Origin of the sequence: Salipiger mangrovisoli (genome assembly GCF_015223355.1) — a bacterium.
Lineage (GTDB): Bacteria > Pseudomonadota > Alphaproteobacteria > Rhodobacterales > Rhodobacteraceae > Salipiger > Salipiger mangrovisoli.
Map to the genome: position 1 here is coordinate 84,376 of NZ_JADFFK010000014.1, position 22,309 is coordinate 106,684.

Sequence of the window (22,309 nt, forward strand, 5' to 3'; positions counted from 1 at the left end):
CGGGCACCGGCCCCGTGCCGCAAGTCACCTGACAAATCCCGAAAGAGGTGTATCGCGGCTGGTTCGCGCCGGGCTGTAGGTCGCCTTGCCTTTGGTCACCGCTGCAGGACATAGCGTCCGGGCGCCGGGCAAAGGGACGCTAGTTCCGTGCCGGGCACACCCATCTGAGGTGGCGCAGCCTCTACTTGGGTTCCCTGCGCGCGGAGCCAGCCCACCCAATGCGGCCACCACGACCCCTCCTGCTTGAGATGGCGGGCATTCCAGTCGTCGGGCCCGACGTAGCGCGCTCCGGCGGGCCGGGAACCTAGGCGGAAGCCGCGTCCGGGCTGGCTCGGCGGGCTTAGGATGCCGCCATTGTGGCCGCCACAGACCAACGCGAAGGTCAGCGCGGAATCGGTAAAGAGCGCGGTCTTGTAGACCGAGCGCCACGGCGCAATGTGGTCCTTTTCGGTGGCGAGCACGAAGAGCGGCGCCGAGATGTCCTTCAGCGCGATCACCCGGCCCTCGACGGCAAAGCGCCCGGCGGTCAGCCGGTTTCCCAAAAACAACCCACGCAGGTATTCGGAATGCATTCGGTAGGGCATCCGCGTTGCGTCCTTGCTCCAGGCACCGATGTCGAAGTCCTGGTCTTCCTCGCCCATCAGGTAGCGTCGGACCAATCGCGACCAAATCAGGTCCCGGTCGCGCAGCACCCGGAAGGTGCCCGCCATCTGGCGCTGATCGAGATAGCCCTGCGCCCACATCAGGTCCTCGAGATAGGCGATCTGCGCCTCATCGACGAAGAGCATCAACTCGCCTGCCTCTGAAAAATCGGTCTGTGCGGCGAGCAGGGTGATCGATGCGAGCCGGTCGTCGCCCTCACGCGCCATCGTGGCAGCCGCAATGGCAAGGATCGTGCCACCGAGACAGTAGCCGCAGGCATGGACGCGAGCGCCGGGGCAGACCCGCGAGATGGCGTCGAGCGCCACGAGTACCCCGTCGCGGCGGTATTCGTCGAGCGACAGATCGCGGTCTTCGGCGCCCGGGTTGAGCCAAGAGATGCAGAATACGGTGAACCCCTGCGCCACGAGATAGCGGATCAGTGAGTTTTCGGGGCTCAGGTCCAGAATGTAGTATTTCATGATCCATGCGGGAACGATCAGGATAGGCTCGGCCCGTACGGTGCTGCACGTCGGCGCATATTGGATCAGCTCGAAGAGATGGTTGCGATAGATCACGCTGCCCGGCGTGCAGGCGACCTCCTGTCCCGGCACGAAGGTTTCGGATTGCTCTGCGTGCAGGATGCCATCGCGCAGCCAGTCTTCTGCCATCAGCGCCGCTCCGTTCAGCAGGCAGCGCCCGCCACTGCGGGTCACGCGGTCGATCACATCGGGATTGAACAACGCGACGTTCGAGGGGGACAGCGCGTCAAGCGCCTGCCGCGCCATGAAGGAAACCCGCGCACTGTCGCGCGGGTTCATGCCGCGCTGCGGGCTTGTGGCCGCCTCCCACCAATCCTCTGCGGCTAGAAAGCTCTGGATCAGGACGCGAGAAAGCGGGGTATTCCAACCGGTGCCATCGAAGCGGTGATCGTCGGCGGAGGGGGAGAAACCGTGCTTCGCGTCCCAGAGCCCGGCAAGCGCCTGAAACTGGTTCTGCCAGAAGCGTTCGGCAAGGTCTGTCTGCCGCCCCGGTGCCTTGAGCAGGGCTGTCGCCCATGCCTGCCACGCAGAGGCGGCGGCATAGGGCGAGACGCCCATGGTCAGCCGGGCGCGTGTCGATGCCATTGCCCGGTCGAGACTGTCGTGAAAGCCGTCGTGCGCACGGGGTCGAGGCAAATCGGCCGGAACGCAGGCGGGCAGCGTGGCGGGCAGCGCTTCCCGGGGCGGTTGCAAGAGGACGGGCGCAGAAGTGTCAGTCATAGGAGGTACTCTCGTGCTGGGAGCGGCAAGAGGTGCAGCGGCTGGCCGGACGCCGGCTCGAAAGGCCTTTGAACCGGCGCTGCCGATCACGGCTCTCGGCAAACCTCGCGCATGCGTCTGAAGGCCATATCGCCCAGTTGCAGCCGTTCGGCGCAGGACCGCTCGTTCAGCCGGTCGTCGCCGAGGCAGGGGCGCATCGCCTCCATGATCTCTTCGACCTCGTCCATCACCTCCTGACAGCTTCCGTCCCGAAGTTTTTCGCGCAGGAGGTCTTTGTCGGCGGTCGTCCAGTCTCTGTCGCGTAGCTGGTGCTGATCGCGATCTTGATCTCTGTCTTGATCGCCGCTTTCGTCCCTGTCGCGATCACGATCCTTGTCGCGGTCGTGCGCCTGCACAAATATCAGGACAGCATCTTCGCCGCTCTGCGCCGCCGCAGGGGGCGTGCCGTCGGCGATTGCGCAGACCAATACAAGCGAGGCAACGGCGCCGATCTTCGCCATACGCTTTCTGTTGGACGCAGGCATCCTGCCACTCTCCTCTTTTGGATCAGTCCCGAGGAAGGCTGCCAAAAGGGCGTCAGGCGGTCATTGTCCGCAGTCAATGCGGCTCAGGCGGGAGGCCGGGGGCAAGGGTCATTGGTTCCATCGCTTCCAGTGCCGCTCTCAGGTGGTCTGTTCTGAACCCCGGATGAGGTCTTGCGAAGGTGCACAGGTGTCATCGATGTTCTGCCGCGTCGAAAGGCTGACGCCACCCCAGTTGCGCGCCATCCGTTCCGACGCGAAACTCGCGGAGGTGTCTTCAACGTACCCGTCGAGGCACCGGGCGATGAGCCGCAGTTTCGCCAGATCCGTCACCTCGAGCAAGTCGGGGGTCAGAAGCAGAATTGCTTTCTTATCATGCAGCAGCCGCAGCGAGCGACAGAGCGTCTCGACAGTCATGTCGAGCAGCGAGGCGAGGTCACGCCGGCTCAGGCAGATGTGCAGGGTATTCTCGTCGCCCCTATGCGTGAAGGAGAGTTCTTCGAGAATCCAGAACGCCGCGCGTTGCAGAGTGTGGCGCCCGCGCATGTGGGTCACCCAAAGCTGCATCTGCTCGAACTGGGAGTACATCGCCGTCATGTAGGACTGGACGTGCTGCGGGCTTTCCTGAAGAAAACCGTCCCAGGCGCGATGCGGCATCCAGCAGACCCGCACCTCGCTCACCGTGGTCCAAGAAAACTGGCTCTTTGCGTTTTCCGGAAGGCAGATCAATTGACCGCTGCGCAAGACCTGCAGCACATGTTCGTCGCCATCGACGGTGACAGTGCTGAGCTTGACGGTTCCGTTGGCGATGATCCCGACCTTGCCGAAACTCTCGCCCTGCGTGACGATCTCTGTATCCTTCGAATATATCGAAAGTGTGCTCTTTTCGGAAATCTCGCTCCGGGACCGTGGGTCGAGACAGCTGCAAAATCCCGAGGCCCGTACCGCGCAATGAAGGCAGCGGGTGCCATCCGAATGGGCTTCTGTTTTGGTGGTCTGCATGGCTCTCCCCACTCGCAAACGCATTGCAGAAGATGATGATTCCCCAAAACCGGGTGTAAAATCATCTGGAGAATTATGTAGATTTGTTCGCGTCCTGAAGTTTGGCTGCGCCGAGGCCCCTGGCGTGTGCCCGTTGTGTGCGAAAACGCTGGAGCTCCGGGCCGGGATCCCGACCGAAGCCCGCAATCGCCTTCAGACGGGTTTGACTGCGATCTTGCGTTCCGAGGCCAGGGCCTCGGCCGATTTCGGCAGGGTCACCGTCAAAACGCCCTTGGCGAACTCTGCGCTGATCTTGTCCCGGTCCACGTCGTCCGGCAGGCGGATACTGCGCTGGAAGCTGCCCCAATGGCGTTCCCGCAGATGGTAGGTTTCGTCCTCCTTTTCTTCCTCGACGGATTTCTCTCCGCTGATTGTCAGGGAACCATTGCTGATCTTGACCGCGACTTGATCGGACGTCAGCCCGGGCAGTTCGGCGGTCATCGCATAACCCTTCTCGGTCTCGGAGAGATCGACGGCAGGGCTCAACACGACGTCCCGAGCAAGGGCCCCTGAACGGCCGAGCCCCTTGTCGAACCACTGTGAGGGTTCGAAAGCATCGAAAAGACGCTCCATTTCCTCGCGCAGATTGCCGAAGGCGGACCAGGGCGCGGGCGGTGAGTTGGGCTTGGGAGCACGTGGCTGCGTGGACTCTCGGGACACGGGGATGTCGGATTTCTTTGACATGGTCGTCTCCAAAATATCGCTGAAACGCCGCCGACCGAACCAAGGAACAGAAGGACCGGCCGGCGACTTTGTTCGTGGCCACGGCTGTGAGCCGAAGAGACCTCACGGAAGGCCGCTCCGCGAACACTCTCAATTCTCGGATCTCGTTGCCCCGTTTGCATTGACGGCTATCAACCAACCCATGTTGGACGAGACACCCAGACCTTGAGCCGCTCACGCAACCGAGTTCGCTTTGTCGTGTTCAGGGTCGAGCGCTTCGGCGAGCACGTCGTCCACGGTGTCGAGCCAGACGAAAGTCAACTGGCGGCGCGCCATCTCGGGAATGTCCTCGAAGTCGGGGCGGTTACGCGCGGGCAGAAGGACACGGGTGATCCCCGCGCTCGCCGCCGCGACGACCTTTTCACGGATCCCGCCTACTGGCAGCACCAGCCCTCGCAACGAGATTTCCCCTGTCATCGCCGTATCGCTGCGCAGCTTCCGATCCAACAAGAGTGACACCAACGCCGCGAAAATCGCGGTGCCCGCGCTCGGCCCGTCCTTCGGGGTCGCTCCAGCCGGAACATGGACGTGAATGTCGGAGGTCTCGAACAGCTCCGGCGGAATCCCGAGATCGGTGGCGCGCGCCTTGACCAGCGTCACCGCCGCCTGCGCGCTCTCCCGCATCACCTCGCCAAGCTGCCCGGTGAGGATGAGGCGCCCCTTGCCCGGCACCCGGCTCGCTTCGATGAACAGGATGTCTCCGCCCACCTGTGTCCAGGCGAGGCCGGTTGCGACTCCGGGCAGGCTGGTGCGCATGGCCACCTCGTTCTCGAAGCGAGGTGTGCCGAGGATGCTCACAAGGCTGCTTGCGGCTATCGTCTGCGGCCTTGCCTCGCCGCCTGCAAAGATCACCGCCGCGTGGCGCAGCAGCGCGCCGATCTGCCGTTCGAGCCCTCTGACGCCCGCTTCGCGAGTATAGGCGCGGATGACGCACTGTAACGCTGCGTCCTCGATCTGGACCTGCTCGGCCGTGAGCCCCGTGGCAGCAAGCTGGGCCGGCACGAGGTAGCGTTTGGCAATCTGCAGCTTTTCCTCTTCAAGGTATCCAGGCAGGGCGATGATCTCCATCCGGTCGTGCAGTGGTGCCGGAATAGTTTCAAGCGTGTTGGCAGTGCACAGAAAGACCACGTGCGACAGGTCGAAATCCATGCCGAGGTAATTGTCGTGGAAGGCTGAATTCTGCGCCGGGTCCAGAACCTCCAGCAGCGCCGCCGACGGGTCTCCGCCCAAACCACGGCCCAGCTTGTCGATCTCGTCGAGCATCAGGACACAGTTGCGCGCCCCGGCGCGGCGGATCTGCTGGATCACCATGCCGGGCATCGCCCCGACGTAAGTACGGCGATGGCCACGGATCTCGGCCTCGTCGTGTACCCCGCCGAGACTGAGGCGGGCAAAAGGTCGGTGCAGCGCCCGCGCGATGCTCTGTCCCAGCGAGGTTTTGCCCACCCCCGGCGGACCGACGAAGCACAGGATCGGTGCCTTGCCCGAGGGCGCGAGGCGGCGCACCGCCAGATACTCGATGATGCGTGCCTTGATCTTCTCGAGCCCATAGTGATCGGAATCCAGTATCTGCCGGGCCTCCGCCAGATCGATGCGAGCCTCTTCGGGAAGCCGCCACGGCAGGCCGATGATCGAGTCCAGCCAACTGCGCAGCGTCGCAGCTTCAGCGCTGCCCTGCGCCATGCCCTCGTAGCGTCCTAGCTCGGCGAGCGCCTGTCTCTCGGCCTCTTCGGACATGCCCGCCGCCATGATGGCGCGGGACAGCTCGGCGAGGTCTTCGCCACCGTTCCTACCGGTCTCGCCAAGCTCGCGGCGGATCGCGGCCAGCTGCTCGCGCAGGATCACCTCGCGATGACGTCCTTCGAGTTCCTCTCGGGCCTGTTCGCTGATCTCGCGGGTGATCCGCAGCACTTCTACGCGGCGGCTCAACTTCTGGGTCATGGCTTCGATGCGGGCGGCGATGTCGACCGTTTCGAGGAGGTCCTGCCGCTCCTCGACCGACATGTCGGTGTAGCCCGCGGCGAGGTCGGCCAGATAACCTGGATCGTCGATCTCGGCGACGCTTTCGGCCAGTCCCTCGGGCGCTTCCGGCAGCATATGCAACAGCCCGACCGCGAGATTTCGCAGATGCAAGAACCGCGCTTCGGTTTCGGGACGGGTGTCCGGAACCTCATCGACGGGCTCGATCCGGCCAAGCAGGAAAGGGGCCTCCGGAACCAGTTCGCGCAGGTGGAAGCGCCCGGTGCCCTGGCAAATCAAGTGATTTCCTGCATCGGAGCCCGTGACGTAGCGCAGGATCTCGGCGCGGCAGCCCATGCCATGCAGCCCCGCGGCGTCCGGCATGTCGTCTTCGGGGTTGCGCTGCAGGATGATGCCGACCGGCAAATCATCCCGCACCGCACGCTCGATCCCGGCAAGCGTCGAGCGCCGCCGCACGGCGAGCGGGAAGACGGTGCCGGGGAAAGCCACGAAATTGCGGACGGGCAGGAGGATCAGCGCGTCCTGCGGTATCTCGAAACCCTCCGGCGGCTTGGCGGCTTTCTCGCTCATTGCGATCCCTCCGGAAGCTTGGTGAGCCGAAGGATCAGGCAGCCCGGCGCGGTTTCGCGCGATATCTTGTAGGGCACGTCGGGGATTAGCACCCGGCGCTCGAACTTTCCCCATGGCAGTTCGAGGCGGAGGATGGAGGCGTGACGCAGCTCAGCGGGACGTGGCCTGAGACCGCGCAGGATCAGCGTCCCGCCGGTGACCTCGACCTCCACAGAGGCAGGATCGACCCCTGGCAGCACCACATAGGCGAGCAATTCCGTGGCGGTCTCGATGAGATCCAGCGGCGGCTCCCAAGTCATTGGCTGGCTGATCCCGAAGCCAAGCCTGCGCAGTTCGTCGAGCCGACCCAAACGATGCAAAGCATCCGCGAGCATTCGGTTCTGTATGGATTTCGAGATCATCTGAGGGGCTCCGGACCGCTGCCCCCTTGTCTGCGCCCTTTGGCAGCCCCCCGCATTGTCGTTGCGCAATTGCCTTCAACGCAGCAGGCGCATCGCGAGATGCGCGCCACGTTACCTGTCTGTGGGCAGCGGCGCGATCGCCGTACGCAGGTCACGATCAACGGCAATGGCGACGGCGAGAATACCAGCGCCACCACCCTGGGTGATCAGCGCGAGACGCGGTCCGTGGCTGCGTTGCCTCCCGGCAAAGACCTGAGCGGCTGCATGAAGGTCCCCGAGGCTGTTGACCCGTTGCGGGCCCGTTTGCTCTATCGCGGCCCCTAACACCGCTTGGCTGCCCATCTGAGCGGCAGTATTGCTGTGCGCCGCCTTTCGTCCGCTCTCATGCTGGCCCGCCTTCGGCACCACCACAGGTTTCTGCGCAGTGATCCTGTTTTGCGCGGCGAGGAAGCCCGGCGGGCGGCGGCCCGTCTCCGTGTAGAGCAAGACCGTCTCGGCCCTTCGGTCATCTGCGAGGTGCCGCAGCACATCGCTGAAGCCCAGATCGAGCATATTTCCCATCGACACCATGGCCGAAAGCCCGAAAACAGGGTCGCCGCGTGCCGGGTGCCCGCTTTGGCGCAATCGTATGGGATATCGGGCACGGTGGGGGCTGGAGTGGCGATGACCGCAAGGCCGACCGGAGTCGCGGCGCGGAAACCCGCGACGGAAGTGAGGGGCGAACAAGGAGCCACGGCTCGCGCGCGCATTACCGGCCCGCGTCCGCACCGCAAAAACGCCGCGGGCAAAGTCACTTACTTCGACAGCAATCAGGAAATCGCGGTCCTGAAATCATGAGTTGGTCGGTGACCGGGGTCCGAGTTGCCGAGAGCGTGCGCCTGTGATTGGCGGGCGGTTCACGCCATTGCCCAAGGCCTGTCGTAGAACTTCGTCATCCTGCTGCGGCGCATTGCATCTTCTACCCACGGTCGCAGCTGACCTGCCGCAATCGGCAAGCCCGGGGGCAGCAATCCTTCGCTGCATTCATCGGATCACCGCGCTCTTGTTCGACCTATTGCCATCCGGAAGCAGCCCGCCCCAGGGGCCGTCAAAGCGGAACATTGATGAGCGTCAATTGCCGAAATGAACCAAGCTAAACGACTGATCTATCGCATATCTTCGCAACATACCCGACCGCTTGGCACCGCGTGCACCTTGGTAGTTGACCGGCGTCAATGATGCATTCGATGCCATGGTGAGAGGCTTCCGAAGATCGATTTTCGGGAGGATCTCCATATGCGTGATTTCATCAATGATCCCATCCTCGCCTCCGTCTCCGCAGAACTGATAGCGGCGGTCGGGCGCGGCTCCGGCTCGGGCAATGGCGGGGGCAACGGGAACGGCAATGGAGACGGCGGTCACGGCGGCGGCGGGCAGGGCAATGGGAGCGGCAAGCCCCAGGGAGCGGGGACCATGAAGGGCGACCTTTACGGCGACCAATATGTGCTGCTCCGCGACCTCGACCCGAGCGACGGTGGCGGCAATGGCGAAGCTGTGCTCGACACCTTCAACACAGAGGCGCAGCCGGTGCTGGTGGGCGTCGACCCGGCAAATCCGGACGACCCGTTCCCGATCTACTTCGAGGAGGACGCCGAGGGCGATTACGAGCTTCCGGCTCTGATGCTGCCGTTCGTGCAGGAAGTGGAACTCGACCGCGCCAACGTCGCGCGCGCGCCTGCCTCGGTCATGGCCCATGCGCTGGAGGAGGCGCTCGGCAAGGTCGAGACCGCTGACGAGATCACCACCGACACCGCGGGCCGGATCATGTACAGCACCGATGGTGGTGCAACCTTTGCGACAATCGACTCGCCGCTCGAGAACCTCGCGCTTTACCAGCACCTTATGACGACGTCAGGCGGCTCTGCGGGGGCCTGGCCCGATGTGACCGACACGTGGGAGCAACCCTTCCTCGATCTCCTGGGCGGCAACATGACCGATCCCGATTGGGATCCGTCGGCGCTGCTTGGCGCCGCATGGAGCAAGGAAGGCAAGATCACGCTCGACGCGCTGCTCTACGAGAACACCACGCTGGGCGTGAATGTGGCCGACAGCGCAACCGGGGAGGTCGACTATTTCGACTTCAGCGATCCCGCGGGCGAGCTTTACGACTATGACCGTCAAGCCACCTACGAGAACGTGTGGCTGCGCTGGATCGTGATCGAGGGAGACGATCCTAAGTTCGCCTACGGCAATGTGTATGACGCGGTCTTTGATGAGCAGCCGTGGCAGGACGAGATGCTGGTGATCGTCCCTGGCGCTACGCCCGAGGAGGATACCTTCGACGCGGTCCCTGCTCTGCTTTCGGGGGTCAACGACTTCGCGCAGGCTGCCGACGACACACGGGCGGTGATCGAGTTCATCCATGCAAGGTCGGCTGAGGAGATCGACTTCGCCGATATTCCAGTCGAGGACGCTGCCTTGGTTCTCTGAGGCCCCGCGCATTTGGGCATCTCCGGCAGAGCAGGGGATGCCCGTGTCCGGCTCGATTGGGCGCTGGACGGCAACTATGACTCTTGGAGTGAGGCATGACCGGCATTTCTCAACACGCGGTATCTGCGCCGGGGCGAGCGGCGGTGCGCGACATCGTGGCGCTCGGAGAGGAGTCTCACGCGGACGAACCCCTCGCCGTTCTGGGCACCAACGGACCCGACGACATTCAGACCGGCGGCGGGCCTCAGTATATTCTCGGGCTCAATGGGGCGGATGTGATCCACGCCGGGGGCGGCCCGGATGAGGTCGAGGGCGGCAATGGATCGGACGCGCTCTATGGGCAGGGTGGCCCTGACACGCTGCGCGGCGGCAAAGGTGAGGATACCCTGGAAGGCGGCCCCTCTCCTGACCTGCTCGAAGGCGGGAATGGTGACGATGTTCTGGCGGGTGGTATTGCCGCGGACACGCTGATTGGCGGGCACGGCGAAGACACCTTCGTGTTCCGCGCCGCCAACGAGGCTCCGGCCCGCGGCAGCGACGAAGACGAAGCACACGAGGGGGACGGTGGCGGAGACGATCACGCTGGCGGTGGCCAGGAGACGATTGCCGACTTCAAGCCTGGCACCGATCTTGTGGATGTCAGCGCGATCGGCAGCATCGTCGCCTTTGCGGCAGGACCAGCCACCTACTGCGTCTGGGCCGAACAACAGGGTGCGGACACGATGCTCTACGTTGACACCGACGGTGTCCTTGCCGGAGACCAGCCCGCCGAGATGAGCATCCTGCTGCTGAACGTTGATGCAACCATGCTCTCGGAGGGTGATTTCCTATTTTGAGCAATCACTTGTCGGATGTCTTGATGCGAGGCAAGGACGCAAATCCGACGTCGTGGCGTATTGCGCATCTGAGCTGCGCAAGGATTGCATGAAGGACTCGCTGACCGCGCTTCGCGAGCCTGATCGATGGTCTAGGGTGGTCACACCGTGGCCTTTTCTGGGAGGCAAATCCATGCCTGAAGAAGGAGATCTGCCGAGAAACTCATCCGGCGCAACCGATCGTAGGAGCGGCTTTTTGCTTCTCGCGGCGGTCTCGTCCGCGTCCCCGCAATCGCACCGCGCTTACCTCGTCGCCACATTGTTCCCGCGTTGCCGCACCACGAACGGCGCGCAAAGCAGAGAGCGCCGCCTGCGGCTCGCCGACCCGCCAGGGCCCACGCCGGTCGCACCGCCGTCCGTGCCCGAAGAAACGCCAGCGCTTCCGCAAGAGGCCCCGGAGCGCCCAAGGGAGGCACCGCCCGCAGCGCCCAGCGAAACCCCAGAGATGCCGTTGGAATTTCCGGCCGATCTGCCGCCGGAGTTCTGACCTATGCTGGCGTCGGTCCCGCAGCACGGCTGCCCCGCAGTGTCCACGATTGACCGGCGACAATGCATGTCGCCCCAGCATCCGGCATCATTGTGATGTCGGATCGTCGCGCCGCCCCACTCGAAGGTTTGCAGGGAGGCGTCCCGCAACGTGAGTGGAGCCTTCGAGGAAGCGTTGAGGCGACGATCCGACGCATCCGCCATCGAGGACGGCCACCTCTTTCCGTTGACGGCCGCCACCAGGCGTCTTGGCCTGAACATCGTGGAGTTCCCACAGGCATTGATCCGCGTCATTCCGCGCAAGGGCTCATGATGGCATTCTGACCGGGCGGGTCGCCAGCTTGCCTGCGCGCGCGATAGGGAAGGGGTCGACATGACACATGTCGTCGTTCTCGGCGCCGGTTTCGCAGGTGCCCTCATGGCCCACGAACTCCGGGAGCGTCTGGGTCCGGATCACCAGATCGGTGTCGTCAGCACGGGGTCCAGCTACAGCGTCCTGCCCTCAAACCCTTGGGTCGCCTTGGGCTGGCGCAACCCGTCGGACATCGAAGTGGACCTTGCAGGGCCGCGGGAGCGGCGCGATATCCGGCTCTATCCGGAGGGTGCCGCGCGTATGCATCTTGCGGAAAGCATCATGGGGTTTTTCGGCGGCGCGTGCGGGGCCTGTGAGTTCACCTTCATCGTCGACACCGCGCCTCGGCGGGCGAAAGCGCGTGACCGGGTGCCGATGACCTTCGTGACCTCCGAGCCCTGTATCGGCCATCTCGGGCTCGACGGGGTGAGTGATACCAGGGGTCTGCTCGAAGGCGAGATGCGCAACCACCCCATGAAATGGATCACCCATGCGCGCGTCGTCGCGCAGCCGCAGATCCCGCCGCGCGGTGTGGACTGGGCCTCTTCAGGCAAATGGGTGCATTCCGCCAAGATCGTCTTCTAGATGTACGTTTTGCACGAGATCCGCGTTGGAAAGTCCCAGCCGTTCTATGAGCAACTGATGATGAAGGCGCTTGGGATCGACAAGGTGAAGGACACCCATATCGAGGGGCCTGCGCCGCAGGGGCCGCGGCATTTTCGCCGCATGAAGCTCAGGAGGAATGGCAATGAAGCTCTCGTTTCATGGTGCGGCGCGGCAGGTCACCGGATCGTGCCATCTCGTCTCGGTTGCCGGAAAGCGCATCCTCATCGATTGCGGCATGTTTCAGGGCGCACACGAGTTGCACGACGAGAACGCCGCCGATTTCGGCTTCGATCCGGCCAAGATCGACATGCTTCTGCTGACCCACGCGCATCTCGATCATTGCGGGCGCATTCCGCTGCTGGTGAAACGCGGGTTTTCCGGGCCGATCATCGCCACTGGCGCAACCCGCGATCTGGCCCGGCTGGTGATGATGGACTCGGCCCATCTCCATGAAGAGGAGGCGCGCCGCTACCGGCGCCACGGCCAGCGCATCGACGCGCTCTACGACCGCCTCGATGCGCTGGACGCGGTGGCGCTCTTTGGCCGCGCCGCGCAGTACGGCAAGCCGCTCGATCTTTTTCCGGGGATCACCGTGACCTTTCTCGAAGCGGGGCACATCCTCGGCTCGGCCTCTATTCTCCTGGAATTGTCAGAAGGGGAGCGCCATCGGCGCCTGCTGTTCTCCGGCGACATCGGCCCCGGCGGACGGCCGCTTCTGAATGATCCCGCGCCGCCGACCGGAGTGGACGCCGTGGTGATGGAGACAACCTATGGCGACCGCGATCACCGGTCGCTGGACGAGTCGATCGACGAGTTCTACGAGGCGATCCGAGACGCCCGAACCCGCGGTGGCAACGTGGTAATTCCGACCTTCGCACTCGAGCGGGCGCAGGAGTTGCTCTGGTACCTGCGCGCGGGTTTCGAAGAGGGGCGGATCGAGCCCGGGCTGTCCCTTTATCTCGACTCTCCGATGGCGATATCCGCGACCCGGATCTTCGGGCGCCACCCCGAGGCCATGGGCCCGGCACCAGCGCGGATGGTCCACAGTGGCCGAGATCCCTTCTGGCTGCCCGGCCTTGAATTCACCCAGGAGGCGCGCGACTCGATGGCGCTCAACACGGTCCGGTCGGGTGCGCTGATCATGGCGGGGTCGGGCATGTGCACTGGCGGGCGGGTTCGCCACCACCTGCGCCACAATCTCGGCAATGCCGGGGCCAGCATCATCTTCGTCGGTTTCGCCGCCGAGGGCACGCTGGCCCGCATCATTATCGACGGCGCGAAGGCGGTGAAGCTCTTTGGCGACGAGGTCCCGGTGCGGGCCCGGATTCACACGATCAACGGCTTCTCCGCCCATGCCGGGCGCGCACAGCTTAAAGCCTGGCACGCCAAGCTGGGGTCGCCGCATCAGACGTTCCTTGTCCATGGCGAGGCCAAGACGATGGAGAGCCTTGCCGGCGACCTCCAAGGATTGGTGCACCGACCGAGGATGGCGTCGGAATATGAGATTTAGGTGGTTCCGCCTCTCGCGGAGATCAGACGCAAGGCACCTTCGTCACCGATCTCAGTGCCGAGGAGCTTATGGAGCGTTTCGAGGTGGTGGCCGAGATCGAGGCGCTCTGCGCGTCGCTCGCCTGCCGCCGCAGTGCCCGACAACAGCATCGCAGGGATCGGGCGCGCCATGCAGGGCTGCGAGGTAGCGGCGGGCGGCTCGATCTCGATGCTTATTGCAGCGAAAACATCGAGTTCCACCGCGCAATCCACGCTGCCTTGGGGCAACGCGTTCCTCGCCATCGAGGCAGCGCGGCCGCCATGACCGATCATTTCGAAACCGCAATCTCCGTCCTCATCCGGGCGGGGGCGACGTGATGCGAAGAAAGATCGTGGAAACCGGGCAAGTGCGGAAGGGGCTAGACCGACGTGCCTTCGGTCACCAAGGTTCCGTCGGCGCGATTTCACTTCGTTCAACCTGGGATCGGACAGGTGCACTTTCGCGCATACGGTAAGCAGCAAAGACGCGCCGATCGGTGGGTAGCCAGTCATTGTAATTACATAATGTGCATTATCCGTGCGCTGGTATGTGACCGGTGTGCGCTCGCATCAAGTGCGACTCCCCCTTAGAGAACGGATAGTTTTCTAGCGCAGAGTGTCCGCCATGGGAGCGGTCTACACCCAACTGAGCGTCAAGGGACGTGTCCGGGCCGAACGCTCGAAGTTGGCAAAGGTCCCTGTCCGGAAGATGGCGTGCGTGCTGCGGCGCTCGAAAGCCGCCAAGACGGGGCTCGAGCTGAAGCAACTCTGCAACCAGGCGAACAACACGCCTCGGAAGTGCCCCGGCTGGAGGGGCACGGCCGAGGTCTTCCGCGAAAAGATGATGCAGGAAACCGGCCGACACCCTTACCGTCGCAGGGAATAGCAATCGCGCTCCAGGCAGCGCGCGCATTACCAGATCAGACGCTGATCCCCGCCGAGTTTGGAATTCGACAGATTGTCGATGTCGGCGATCCGCTTCTCGAGTGCCGGATCGTCTTGGTAGCGGAGATAGGCGACGGCCCAAGCCATTTCGAAGTTCTCCGGCGTCTCGTCGATCTTCTGCTCGCGGCCGGTCCTTGCTTCGATCCGTTCCGGATTGTCAAAACCGTCCAGCGTGTAATCGACCGCCCTTTTGATCGCGCCATCGCAGGCGTCAAAGATCTCGGGATCATCCTCTGCAAGCAGGGCCGCGGTGACCGCCAGCGCCTGAACGGCGTGCATCTGGTAGTGCAGCGCAAGATCGCCACGCTCCATTTCCAGGGGCAATGCGCCGTCCTCCTCTACCATGCAGGCGGTATATTCAACGGTCTCGCGTCCCCACTCGACGAGTTCCTCGTCTCCCGTCGTGAGGCCGATCCGGGTCACGCCCATCGCCGCCCATTGCCGCAAATTGTTCCGCGACGCGCGCGGGGGTGCCTCCTCATCGAAATAGGCCATGGTCGCCTTCGCACGGTCCTCGAGCCAGCCTTCGATGACCGTCTGCTGCTCCTCACTCGGCTCCGCCACCGCCAGCGCATTGCTGTAGGCAAAGGCAATCCCGCCAAAGCGGCTCGGAGCCGAGATGTTCGCGTTCATCGTGGTCAATTCCGACAAGGCGTCGGCTTCGGCCCAGGGTGCGAGGCGTTCGTAGAGGCATTCCGCCGCCGCAACGCCGCGATCCCCCGATCGGGTCAGAGCGCGATTGCTTTCGCGCGTCAGGTCCGAAATGAAATCATCGACCGGTGCGAGCGCCGCGTTCACGGCAGCATTGGCGTCCTCGTCGAAATCCGACCGGGTTTCGCTGTCTTCGGTGTATCGGCTGCCGTAACTCAGCGACACGACGGGGTCGACCGGCTCCATGCAATCGGAGTCATCGCCAGCGTCTGCGGTCGCCTCCTCCTCCGTCTCCGATACCGACGCGTCGGTATCGGACAGTTGAACCGGATCGATCCCGGGGGCCTTTTCGTCCTCCTGCGCGAATGAGGGGCTCATTGGCAGGAGTGCAGCCAGAACCGCCAGTGTTGTGAGTGAAGTTGCCTTCATTGTGTAGCGACCTCCGCGATCTGCATCGAGTTCATCAGTGAAACGGCGTCCTCGTTACCTAGGGCGGCCGCCTTCTGAAGCCAGTCGCGCGCCGCCTCGGGATCGGCATCGGCTCCGATGCCGAAAGCGAGGCTACGGGCAAGCTCGACCATCGCGGCGGCGCTGCCGGCGTCCGCGGCGCGGCGCAGCCATTCGCCGCTTTCGCTGATATCTGCCTGATTGCTCGCCGAAGCACGCAGCTGGCGCGCATGGTGCAGCATGGCTTCCGAGGAGCCGGCTTTTGCAGCCGCGAGCCACAGAGCGCCGGTATCGACCCGCGTCTCGACGTCCTGCCGAATGTCGGCCTGCGCATTCGCGAGTTTGTCGAGCACCGAAGGCAGCTGATCAGGGGCAGAACGTTCCGTCAGAGCCACGTAGTATTCCGCGGCCTTTGCAGGATCGTAGTCCGGCGTTTCGGGCTGTTCGACCTCGGTCATCAGGCGGAACACGGCGGGACGGTCGCCTTTTTCGTACCCGGCCAGCCAAAGGTTGCGGGCATCCCCGGCGGCATCGTCACCAAGCATGTCGGCATGCGCCATGATGAGATCCCCGAGGTTCGTGTGCGACCACGCGCTTTCGGTTTTGACCAGCTCTTTCGAGATCCGCACCCATTGCGCGAACTGATCCGGCGAGCCGTGTTCCGCGAGCACTTCGGCCATCTGCAGGCCTTCGCTGAAGGTGCAGGTGGTTGCCGCGCGCGCATGACGGATCAGGCTGGCCTTCTGGTCGTCCGAGAGGCCCTCCGAGTAGCGCAGAGCAAGAAGGCTTGCTTCGAAATCGCCGCGTGCGTCGATCACCGGGGCGAAGGTTCTCGCGATCGTTGCGGGGTCCGGGTAAGTCCCGGGATCAATCGTCGTCAGCAAGGTCATTGCGCGGCCATATCCTTGGTCGGCCAGTTGCAGTGCGATCGCTTCGGCGTCCTTGCTCTGCGGGAACCGGTCCACGAAGCGCAGCGCCAGATTGTCCCCGAGCGCATCGACCCACCCTTTGCCATCCGTGGGCGAGACGGCTTCGGCACGGGCGGCGATCAAGGACCAGTAGGATTGCTCTTCGGCAGATATCGCCTCGTTTGACGCCAAGGCGATCAGGTCGCTGGCGGCGGCATCCACCGGCAGAACGGCCTGCGCATGGTCGAGGACCGTGCTCATCATGTGGAACGGCAAGGTGGGGGCAACGCCGTCCTTGACCTGGGCGAGCGTTTCCCCGAGCGACGGGTCCGGCGCTTCGGTTTCGGCCCCGGCCAGCGACTGCCAATAGCCGACCCGATCGACAAGCGGCGCATCGGGTGCCTTGCACAGGTTTGCCTGAACCAGGTCGTTTACGGGACCCGATCGACCAATCTGTTCGACGGAGAAGATCAGGTCGTCGATGCCCGCATAGAAGGACTCGGCGTCCCCGAGGCCGATGTTGAGCAAGGCCCGTTGCCGGATCGCTTCCGGATCACCGAGGGCGACACCCTTTGCATAATAGTCCATGGCGGTCTGTTCACCGGCCCAGCGGCCTTCGCGTGCCAGAACGCGGTCCGCGGCTTTGGGATAGGCCCAGCCCGGCGCATTGTCGCTTTCGAGAAGCGCGGAGAGTGCCTTGTCATAGTCCTCGGTGCGCGCCGGATTGCCCTCGCGCAGCCTGTCGAGAAACAGCGTCAGGCGGCCCATGCCGGCACGATCGCCCGACGCGGCTGCGCGCTGGTAAAGCTCCTCGGCCTGCCCCAGATCGCGCTCCAGCAACGCGCCATCTTCATACAGGCGGCCAAGTTGAATGAGCACGCTCGGATCACCGCCCGTCGCGGCAATGCCAAGGTAGTGCAGCATCACCGCGTTGTCCTTCGAGATCTCTTCCGAACGCAGGTGCATGTCCGCAACGCTCCACGCGGCGTCGGGGCTGCCGAGGTCCGCGGCAAAGCGGAACCACCGTTCGGACAGCTCGTTGTCCGTCTGCACGATGTCGCCGTTCCGGTAGGCGCGCGCGATGTTCACGACACGATCGCAAATGGTCTCGTCCAACCGACCGACCTGCGAGGCAAAGCCCATCATGACCGTCATCTTCGGCTCGACGTTCCAGTTCGGCACATCGATGCCGCGCTGCTGGAAGCTGGCGATGCTCAGCAGGCTGTTGGCATCTCCCCCACGGGCGGCCGCAACAATCAGCTGCAGACCACGGTCCCGGTCGGGCGCAACACCCTTGCCCTGCATCAGCCATTCGCCGAGACGGCGTTGGTTCTGCGGCTGTTCGGCAGCCGTCGAGGCAAGAGCCTTATCGATCAGCCCCTCGGCGCGCACGTCCGCCGCCTGGCCCGCCTCGAGCCGCATCTCGATGGTTTCCATCAACTGCTTGTCGCCGTCGTAGGTCGCGTCGATCGTCGGCAGCAGCGCGACGACCTTTTCACCCACCGGCAGCCATTTCACGGGGTCGATCGCCATGAGACGGCGCATGTCGCGGCGGACAAGCGTCGAGTCCATGCCGGAAAGGGATTGACCATCCCAACCGTCCCAACGGGTCGTGATCACGCTGTCGGGCGCCCGGATTTCACAGACTGGCTGCGCGTCGATCTGCGGCGGCTCGAAATCGACCTTCACCGGCCCCGCGGCCATCGCCGGGGCGGCGACAGCCAGGAATGTGCCAGCCAGCAAGGCAGACCGCGCGCTCTGCAGAAGCGGCCTGATGCGCATCGGAGTAACGTTCATCATTCGCTCTATCCCTGGCTCAATTGACCTGCGACGCTTTCAGCGCCACAAGCTCGTAGTTTCCATTGGTCCCGCTGAACACCAGGGTGGTGCCTTCGCGGCGTGCCAGCGCCACGGAGGACACAGCCGCCAGCGTCTCGTCCCCGGTGCGCGCCTCGAAATCGAGAGACAGCGGCGCCTTGAGGGCAACCCAGTCGCCGCTCCCTTCGCCGACCCCTTCCAGCGCAACGCGCTTGGCGGCGGGGACGTAAAGGTCGACGGCCGGCTTGTCAGAGATGTTGTAGAACGTCAGGTCTGCCTGGGCGGGGCTGTGACCCAGCGGATCGGTCACCAGAACGCCCTTGCCGTCTGCGGTGACCAACCAGCTGTTCCAGCTGCCCTTGGCAATGTCGGCGGTGCCGACGACGCCGGCGGCAGAGACATCGACCGTGCCGGGCTCCTCGATGGTCACGTAGGGAGAAACACCCTCCCCCAGGTCAGAGAAATTCTCGCCCGCGATGATGGCCGACGCATCCCGCACGGCGATGACGCGCAGGTAGCCCGCGTCGGGATTTGCGGCATCGTCATACAGCTGGGAGTCCTGAGCCGCAGCGGCCTGACCGAAGACGATCATGGCAATCGCGGAAACAACAGTGCGGATTTTGGTCGAGGTGAAGTCGCTCATCTTCATTCTCCAAAGTTGGGGCAGAGGCTCAGGCTTGCGCCGTTGGGGATGGGTCGGTCGAAAGCAACCTTGATGCTCTCGATCGGCAGATCGACGTAGGGCCCGAGCCCTAGCCAGAAGTTTCCGGTCGCCCGCAGGCGGTCATCACGGTTCGAGAAGTAGCGGCGCGACACGCCATCCGTGGTCACGAGGGTGAATTCCGCGTTCCGCGGCCCCTCGGACCCGAAGCGGGCCAGGATCGCATCATCGGTGTCGAAGGTCGCGCCACCGAGCTCCGCTTCGAGCGTTTCCGAGGTGGCGGTGACATTGAGGGGATCGGAACAGGCCGCAGAGGCAGCCGCCGTCAGCTCTTCGATCGGGCCCGTGCCGAACTGCAGCAGATCGGTGTAGATCGGGTTTTCCCAGACGATGAAGCGGGGCCGCTGTTCCAGATAGTCCTGCGAGGTCAGATAGGAGATCAACGCCCCGTACTGGCCACCACCGGTCACGGCATAGTTCAGCACCTCGAGACCCGAGTACTGGGAGATCCAGCCTGCGAAGTTGTTGGTCGGGTTGTCCGAGAAGGACGTCCCGAGCAGAACGACCTGGCTCTGCTCTTCGGCATCCGCGAAGATGTCCAGCGGGCCGGTGTCGTCCTGCGCGGGGGTCGTGTCCGCGTTGGTCTCAAAGCCCAAGGTTTCCACTTCAGGCAAAGGATCGCGGCATTGGCGCTGCATCGCGCGGCGCATGTTGGAAAAGCCTTCGAGCTCGCCGACCTGACGCGTCTGATAGCTGCTCGGGGTAAGATCACCGTAGCCCGGGTGTTCGACGATCTGATCGGCCACGGCCCGCGCCGCACGCCGCGCGCCTTCGGAGGTCCAGTGGTAGTCGGACCGGAAGAACAACGGTGTGTTTTCCGTCCCGTACTTGGCGACCTCCGCCGGATCGAATGTATCCAGCATCCGCGTCAGGATGTCGGCCGTGACGACACCGCTCGCACGCAGGTTCTCGATCGACACCGCATATTCGGCACGGGCCTTGTCGACGTCGTACCCGGTGGTGACAAACTTCGACGGAAGATCTTCGGGCATGGCCTGCCCTTTCGTCGGCACCGGCGCGAAGATCAGGGTCGTGCCCTGCTCCTCCAAGGCGCGGGCGATGCGGGCGACCGCCTCGGCTGCGCGGTGGTTGATGATCTGCCCCATCGTGAGATCGGTCGCGACGCGGTAGAACACGCCATCCTTGCCCTCTTCGGCACGCACCAGGCTGGATTGTTCCAGGCCGGCGCAGCCAAAGCTGGACTCTTGCGCCGCGGCCGCCGAAGCGGTGCCGCATAGCCCGAGCGCGACCATGGCGAAAACGGTCAAGTTGGAACGGTGAGTGAGGGTCATTCGATTTCCCCTGCCTGATCAGATTGCATTTCGCGCAGCAGGTTTTGTCCGAGCGCAACCATTCCCAGATCGTTCACCGAACCGGCAAGGTTGATGGCTTCCTTGGTGCCTTCGATGTCGCGCGCCGCGATTTTCTGGCGGACGATCAGCTCGATGGCATCATTCTGCCCGTCGGCTGCCGCCATGCGGGCATAGCGCTCGCTCTTCTCGGCATCGGTCGTTCCGAAGACGTCGCCGTCCTGCCAGGCGCGGGCGAGCCGTGCCGCCGCTTTGGCTTCGCCGTTGCGGGCGGCAAACTCGAGCGCATTTCCAATGCTGCGCAAGCGGGCCGGCTGGTTCTCGAACGCACCGGACTCGAGCCCGGCATCGAGCGCATCGACGAGCCTGGGCGTTGCGAAGAGGCGCCCGCTGATCACGGCGGTGGCGTAGTAATGCGCGATGTCGGACGCCAGCTCGGGACGGTCCATGGCCTCGAGCTTCTGACCGATGGCCCATGCCGCCAGCCCGTCGCCCGCATCCGCGAGGTTCCGAAGCCGACCATAGCTGACATGCCGGTCATCAAGCATGTCGCGGCGGGTCTGCCGCAACCGGGCGCTTGGCAGCTCCCGTGTCGCATTGATGCCGAATGGCGATGAAATGCTCTCCCCGCTGGCCGGGCTGACCATGAGGCCGAAGCCCAAACCAACGAGGAGAAGCACCACACCCGACCTTGAGCGAAGACCGTTCGGATTATTCCGAAAAGTAGACCGGGTGTGTTCGGGAAAGGAGGACCATGTCGCGACGGTCCGATGGTTCAGGATTGTCTCAGTCGACATGGGTTTCTCCTTTGTTGTTCAGATCGAGCGAGGCCAGTTGGCCGGTCTGGCCCGCGGCGTCGGTCGAGGCAGCCTGCAGGGTCTCTGCGGTCTGCAGGCTCGTCGGCGCGTCCGCTTCGATGCGCGCCAACTCGTCGGTCAGCATGCCACCCGCGAGGATCGCCTGATCCTTCTGGGCCTCTTCCGGCTCCCAGATGCTGGGGTCGGACAGGTAGCGGACGGGAATTTCCCAGATGACTCGCTGCGGAGGCGTATCGCGGAACGCAGGGTCGGCGAGCATCTTGAGGAAGGGCTTCACGGGGCCGCGCCCCTCTTCGGCATAATTCACGATGTCGCTCTGCATCGCGATCTTGAGGCTTTCCTGGAACGACCAGTCCGGGTTTGCCGAATAGGACGTCCCGACCAGCACAGTTGGCAGGGCAGCGGCTGCGAAGAGATCGTCACCGGAGCCGAAGATATCCGCTCCATTATCCGCTGCGGCGGCCTCGGCCTTGAACAGGCGCGCCGACTCTTCCTCGAGACCGATTGCGGTGGCGTAATCCTCGGTGGTGATGAACTTGGTCAGATCACCATGGAACGCGACCGTCTCGGTTTCGACAGGCTCGAACACGGTGTCGCCGCTCGGAAGGTCGGCAGCGATCGCCCGCGCCACCGCTGCTGCGCCGTCGCGTGTCCAGTGCGTGTCGGACGCGTAGAAGACCTGCGAAACCTCGGCTTCGGTCATCAGCGCGGTCCGGCTGTCGACCGTGTCGATGCCCATCTCACGCAGCGAGGCCAGCACCTCGTCGTACCGGGCTTCCAGGTCGTTGGCCATCGACGGATTGCGGGTTTCGTCGCGGTAGATGTCGGCCTTGCCTGCAAGCGGAACGATCGTGAGAGCGACGCCCATCTCGTTCAGTGTCTCTTCCAGGATTGCGATGCGGGCGAGGCTCGCCGAGAGCGGCTCCGACATCGAGCGGGCTTCTTCGGCGGTGAACAGCCAGCCGTCGCGGCCGGGCACCACACCTTCCTTGCCTTCCCCCAGCGCCAGCCAGCGCCCGGCGCCGACGATCCCGGAGGCAAAGTCCCGGTGCGGCAGCGCATCGCTCCACGTCGAGTCGATGGTGGCGGTTGCCTCTCCGTCGAACCAGGATCTGGCGGTCCAATGCGCCTGCTCAATCCGCGCACCGACGTTCGGCAGCGCTTCCGAGGCACTCCACGCCGAGTAGGCGACGAGAGCTGCGGGTATGGCCATGCGTGCTATCGTTACGATCATAGGTC

At 64.1% G+C, this 22,309-nt stretch carries 18 protein-coding genes; 5 read left to right on the forward strand and 13 right to left on the reverse strand.

Annotation, left to right across the window (positions count from 1 at the left end; genetic code table 11):
• Positions 1-95: 95 nt before the first annotated feature.
• The 7 genes from IQ782_RS18210 to IQ782_RS18240 all read right to left on the reverse strand — a co-directional run bounded on the left by IQ782_RS18210 (position 96) and on the right by IQ782_RS18240 (position 7,905).
• Entirely contained in the window at positions 96-1,901 is a 1,806-nt protein-coding gene (locus tag IQ782_RS18210) for a PHA/PHB synthase family protein (protein WP_194136162.1), read from the reverse strand.
• An 86-nt stretch (positions 1,902-1,987) separates the two neighbouring features.
• Positions 1,988-2,401, reverse strand: a complete 414-nt coding sequence (locus IQ782_RS18215) for a hypothetical protein (protein WP_194136094.1) — start codon at positions 2,399-2,401, stop codon at positions 1,988-1,990.
• 162 nt (positions 2,402-2,563) lie between these two features.
• On the reverse strand, positions 2,564-3,424 hold the full coding sequence (locus tag IQ782_RS18220) for a Crp/Fnr family transcriptional regulator (RefSeq protein WP_194136095.1): 861 nt from the start codon (positions 3,422-3,424) through the stop codon (positions 2,564-2,566).
• A 192-nt stretch (positions 3,425-3,616) separates the two neighbouring features.
• On the reverse strand, positions 3,617-4,147 hold the full coding sequence (locus tag IQ782_RS18225; protein WP_194136096.1) for an Hsp20/alpha crystallin family protein: 531 nt from the start codon (positions 4,145-4,147) through the stop codon (positions 3,617-3,619).
• A gap of 213 nt (positions 4,148-4,360) precedes the next feature.
• Positions 4,361-6,736, reverse strand: coding sequence for an endopeptidase La (gene lon / locus IQ782_RS18230; protein WP_194136097.1), 2,376 nt, complete (start codon positions 6,734-6,736; stop codon positions 4,361-4,363).
• Complete coding sequence (locus IQ782_RS18235; protein ID WP_240989387.1) at positions 6,733-7,137, reverse strand: Hsp20/alpha crystallin family protein; 405 nt, start codon at positions 7,135-7,137, stop codon at positions 6,733-6,735. The genes lon and IQ782_RS18235 overlap by 4 nt, the downstream gene beginning before the upstream one ends.
• Before the next feature lie 111 nt (positions 7,138-7,248).
• A complete protein-coding gene (locus IQ782_RS18240; RefSeq protein WP_338092609.1) occupies positions 7,249-7,905 on the reverse strand; it encodes a hypothetical protein in 657 nt (218 codons plus the stop codon).
• A gap of 507 nt (positions 7,906-8,412) precedes the next feature.
• Here IQ782_RS18240 and IQ782_RS18245 point away from each other — a divergent pair.
• The 5 genes from IQ782_RS18245 (at position 8,413) to IQ782_RS18265 (ending at position 13,791) form a co-directional block, all read left to right on the forward strand.
• The gene (locus IQ782_RS18245; RefSeq protein ID WP_194136099.1) at positions 8,413-9,606 is read left to right on the forward strand and encodes a hypothetical protein; all 1,194 of its coding nucleotides are present in this window, start codon (positions 8,413-8,415) and stop codon (positions 9,604-9,606) included.
• A 95-nt stretch (positions 9,607-9,701) separates the two neighbouring features.
• Complete coding sequence (locus IQ782_RS18250) at positions 9,702-10,442, forward strand: calcium-binding protein (RefSeq protein WP_194136100.1); 741 nt, start codon at positions 9,702-9,704, stop codon at positions 10,440-10,442.
• Positions 10,443-11,340: 898 nt separating this feature from the next.
• Positions 11,341-11,904 carry an NAD(P)/FAD-dependent oxidoreductase gene (locus IQ782_RS18255; protein WP_240989388.1) on the forward strand — a complete coding sequence of 188 codons (564 nt, stop codon included), beginning with the start codon at positions 11,341-11,343 and terminating at the stop codon, positions 11,902-11,904.
• 163 nt (positions 11,905-12,067) lie between these two features.
• Positions 12,068-13,435: an MBL fold metallo-hydrolase RNA specificity domain-containing protein gene (locus IQ782_RS18260; RefSeq protein WP_194136101.1), complete on the forward strand. Its 1,368-nt coding sequence runs from the start codon at positions 12,068-12,070 to the stop codon at positions 13,433-13,435.
• A gap of 68 nt (positions 13,436-13,503) precedes the next feature.
• Positions 13,504-13,791, forward strand: coding sequence for an FCD domain-containing protein (locus IQ782_RS18265; protein ID WP_194136102.1), 288 nt, complete (start codon positions 13,504-13,506; stop codon positions 13,789-13,791).
• 573 nt (positions 13,792-14,364) lie between these two features.
• On the opposite strand, the gene IQ782_RS18270 is transcribed toward IQ782_RS18265, so the two are convergent.
• The 6 genes from IQ782_RS18270 to IQ782_RS18295 are packed head-to-tail and all read right to left on the reverse strand — an operon-like array spanning position 14,365 to position 22,283.
• Complete coding sequence (locus IQ782_RS18270; protein ID WP_194136103.1) at positions 14,365-15,477, reverse strand: alginate lyase family protein; 1,113 nt, start codon at positions 15,475-15,477, stop codon at positions 14,365-14,367.
• Positions 15,474-18,203, reverse strand: coding sequence for a tetratricopeptide repeat protein (locus IQ782_RS18275; RefSeq protein ID WP_194136104.1), 2,730 nt, complete (start codon positions 18,201-18,203; stop codon positions 15,474-15,476). The genes IQ782_RS18270 and IQ782_RS18275 overlap by 4 nt, the downstream gene beginning before the upstream one ends.
• 16 nt (positions 18,204-18,219) lie before the next feature.
• Positions 18,220-18,864, reverse strand: coding sequence for an alginate O-acetyltransferase AlgF (locus IQ782_RS18280; protein ID WP_194136105.1), 645 nt, complete (start codon positions 18,862-18,864; stop codon positions 18,220-18,222).
• A 2-nt stretch (positions 18,865-18,866) separates the two neighbouring features.
• Positions 18,867-20,195 (reverse strand): alginate O-acetyltransferase AlgX-related protein, encoded by a 1,329-nt coding sequence (locus IQ782_RS18285; protein ID WP_194136106.1) that lies wholly within the window; start codon positions 20,193-20,195, stop codon positions 18,867-18,869.
• Positions 20,196-20,230: 35 nt separating this feature from the next.
• Positions 20,231-21,049: a hypothetical protein gene (locus tag IQ782_RS18290; protein ID WP_194136107.1), complete on the reverse strand. Its 819-nt coding sequence runs from the start codon at positions 21,047-21,049 to the stop codon at positions 20,231-20,233.
• Positions 21,039-22,283, reverse strand: a complete 1,245-nt coding sequence (locus IQ782_RS18295) for an alginate O-acetyltransferase AlgX-related protein (RefSeq protein ID WP_194136108.1) — start codon at positions 22,281-22,283, stop codon at positions 21,039-21,041. Before IQ782_RS18295 ends, IQ782_RS18290 begins: the two co-directional genes overlap by 11 nt.
• Positions 22,284-22,309: the final 26 nt, after the last annotated feature.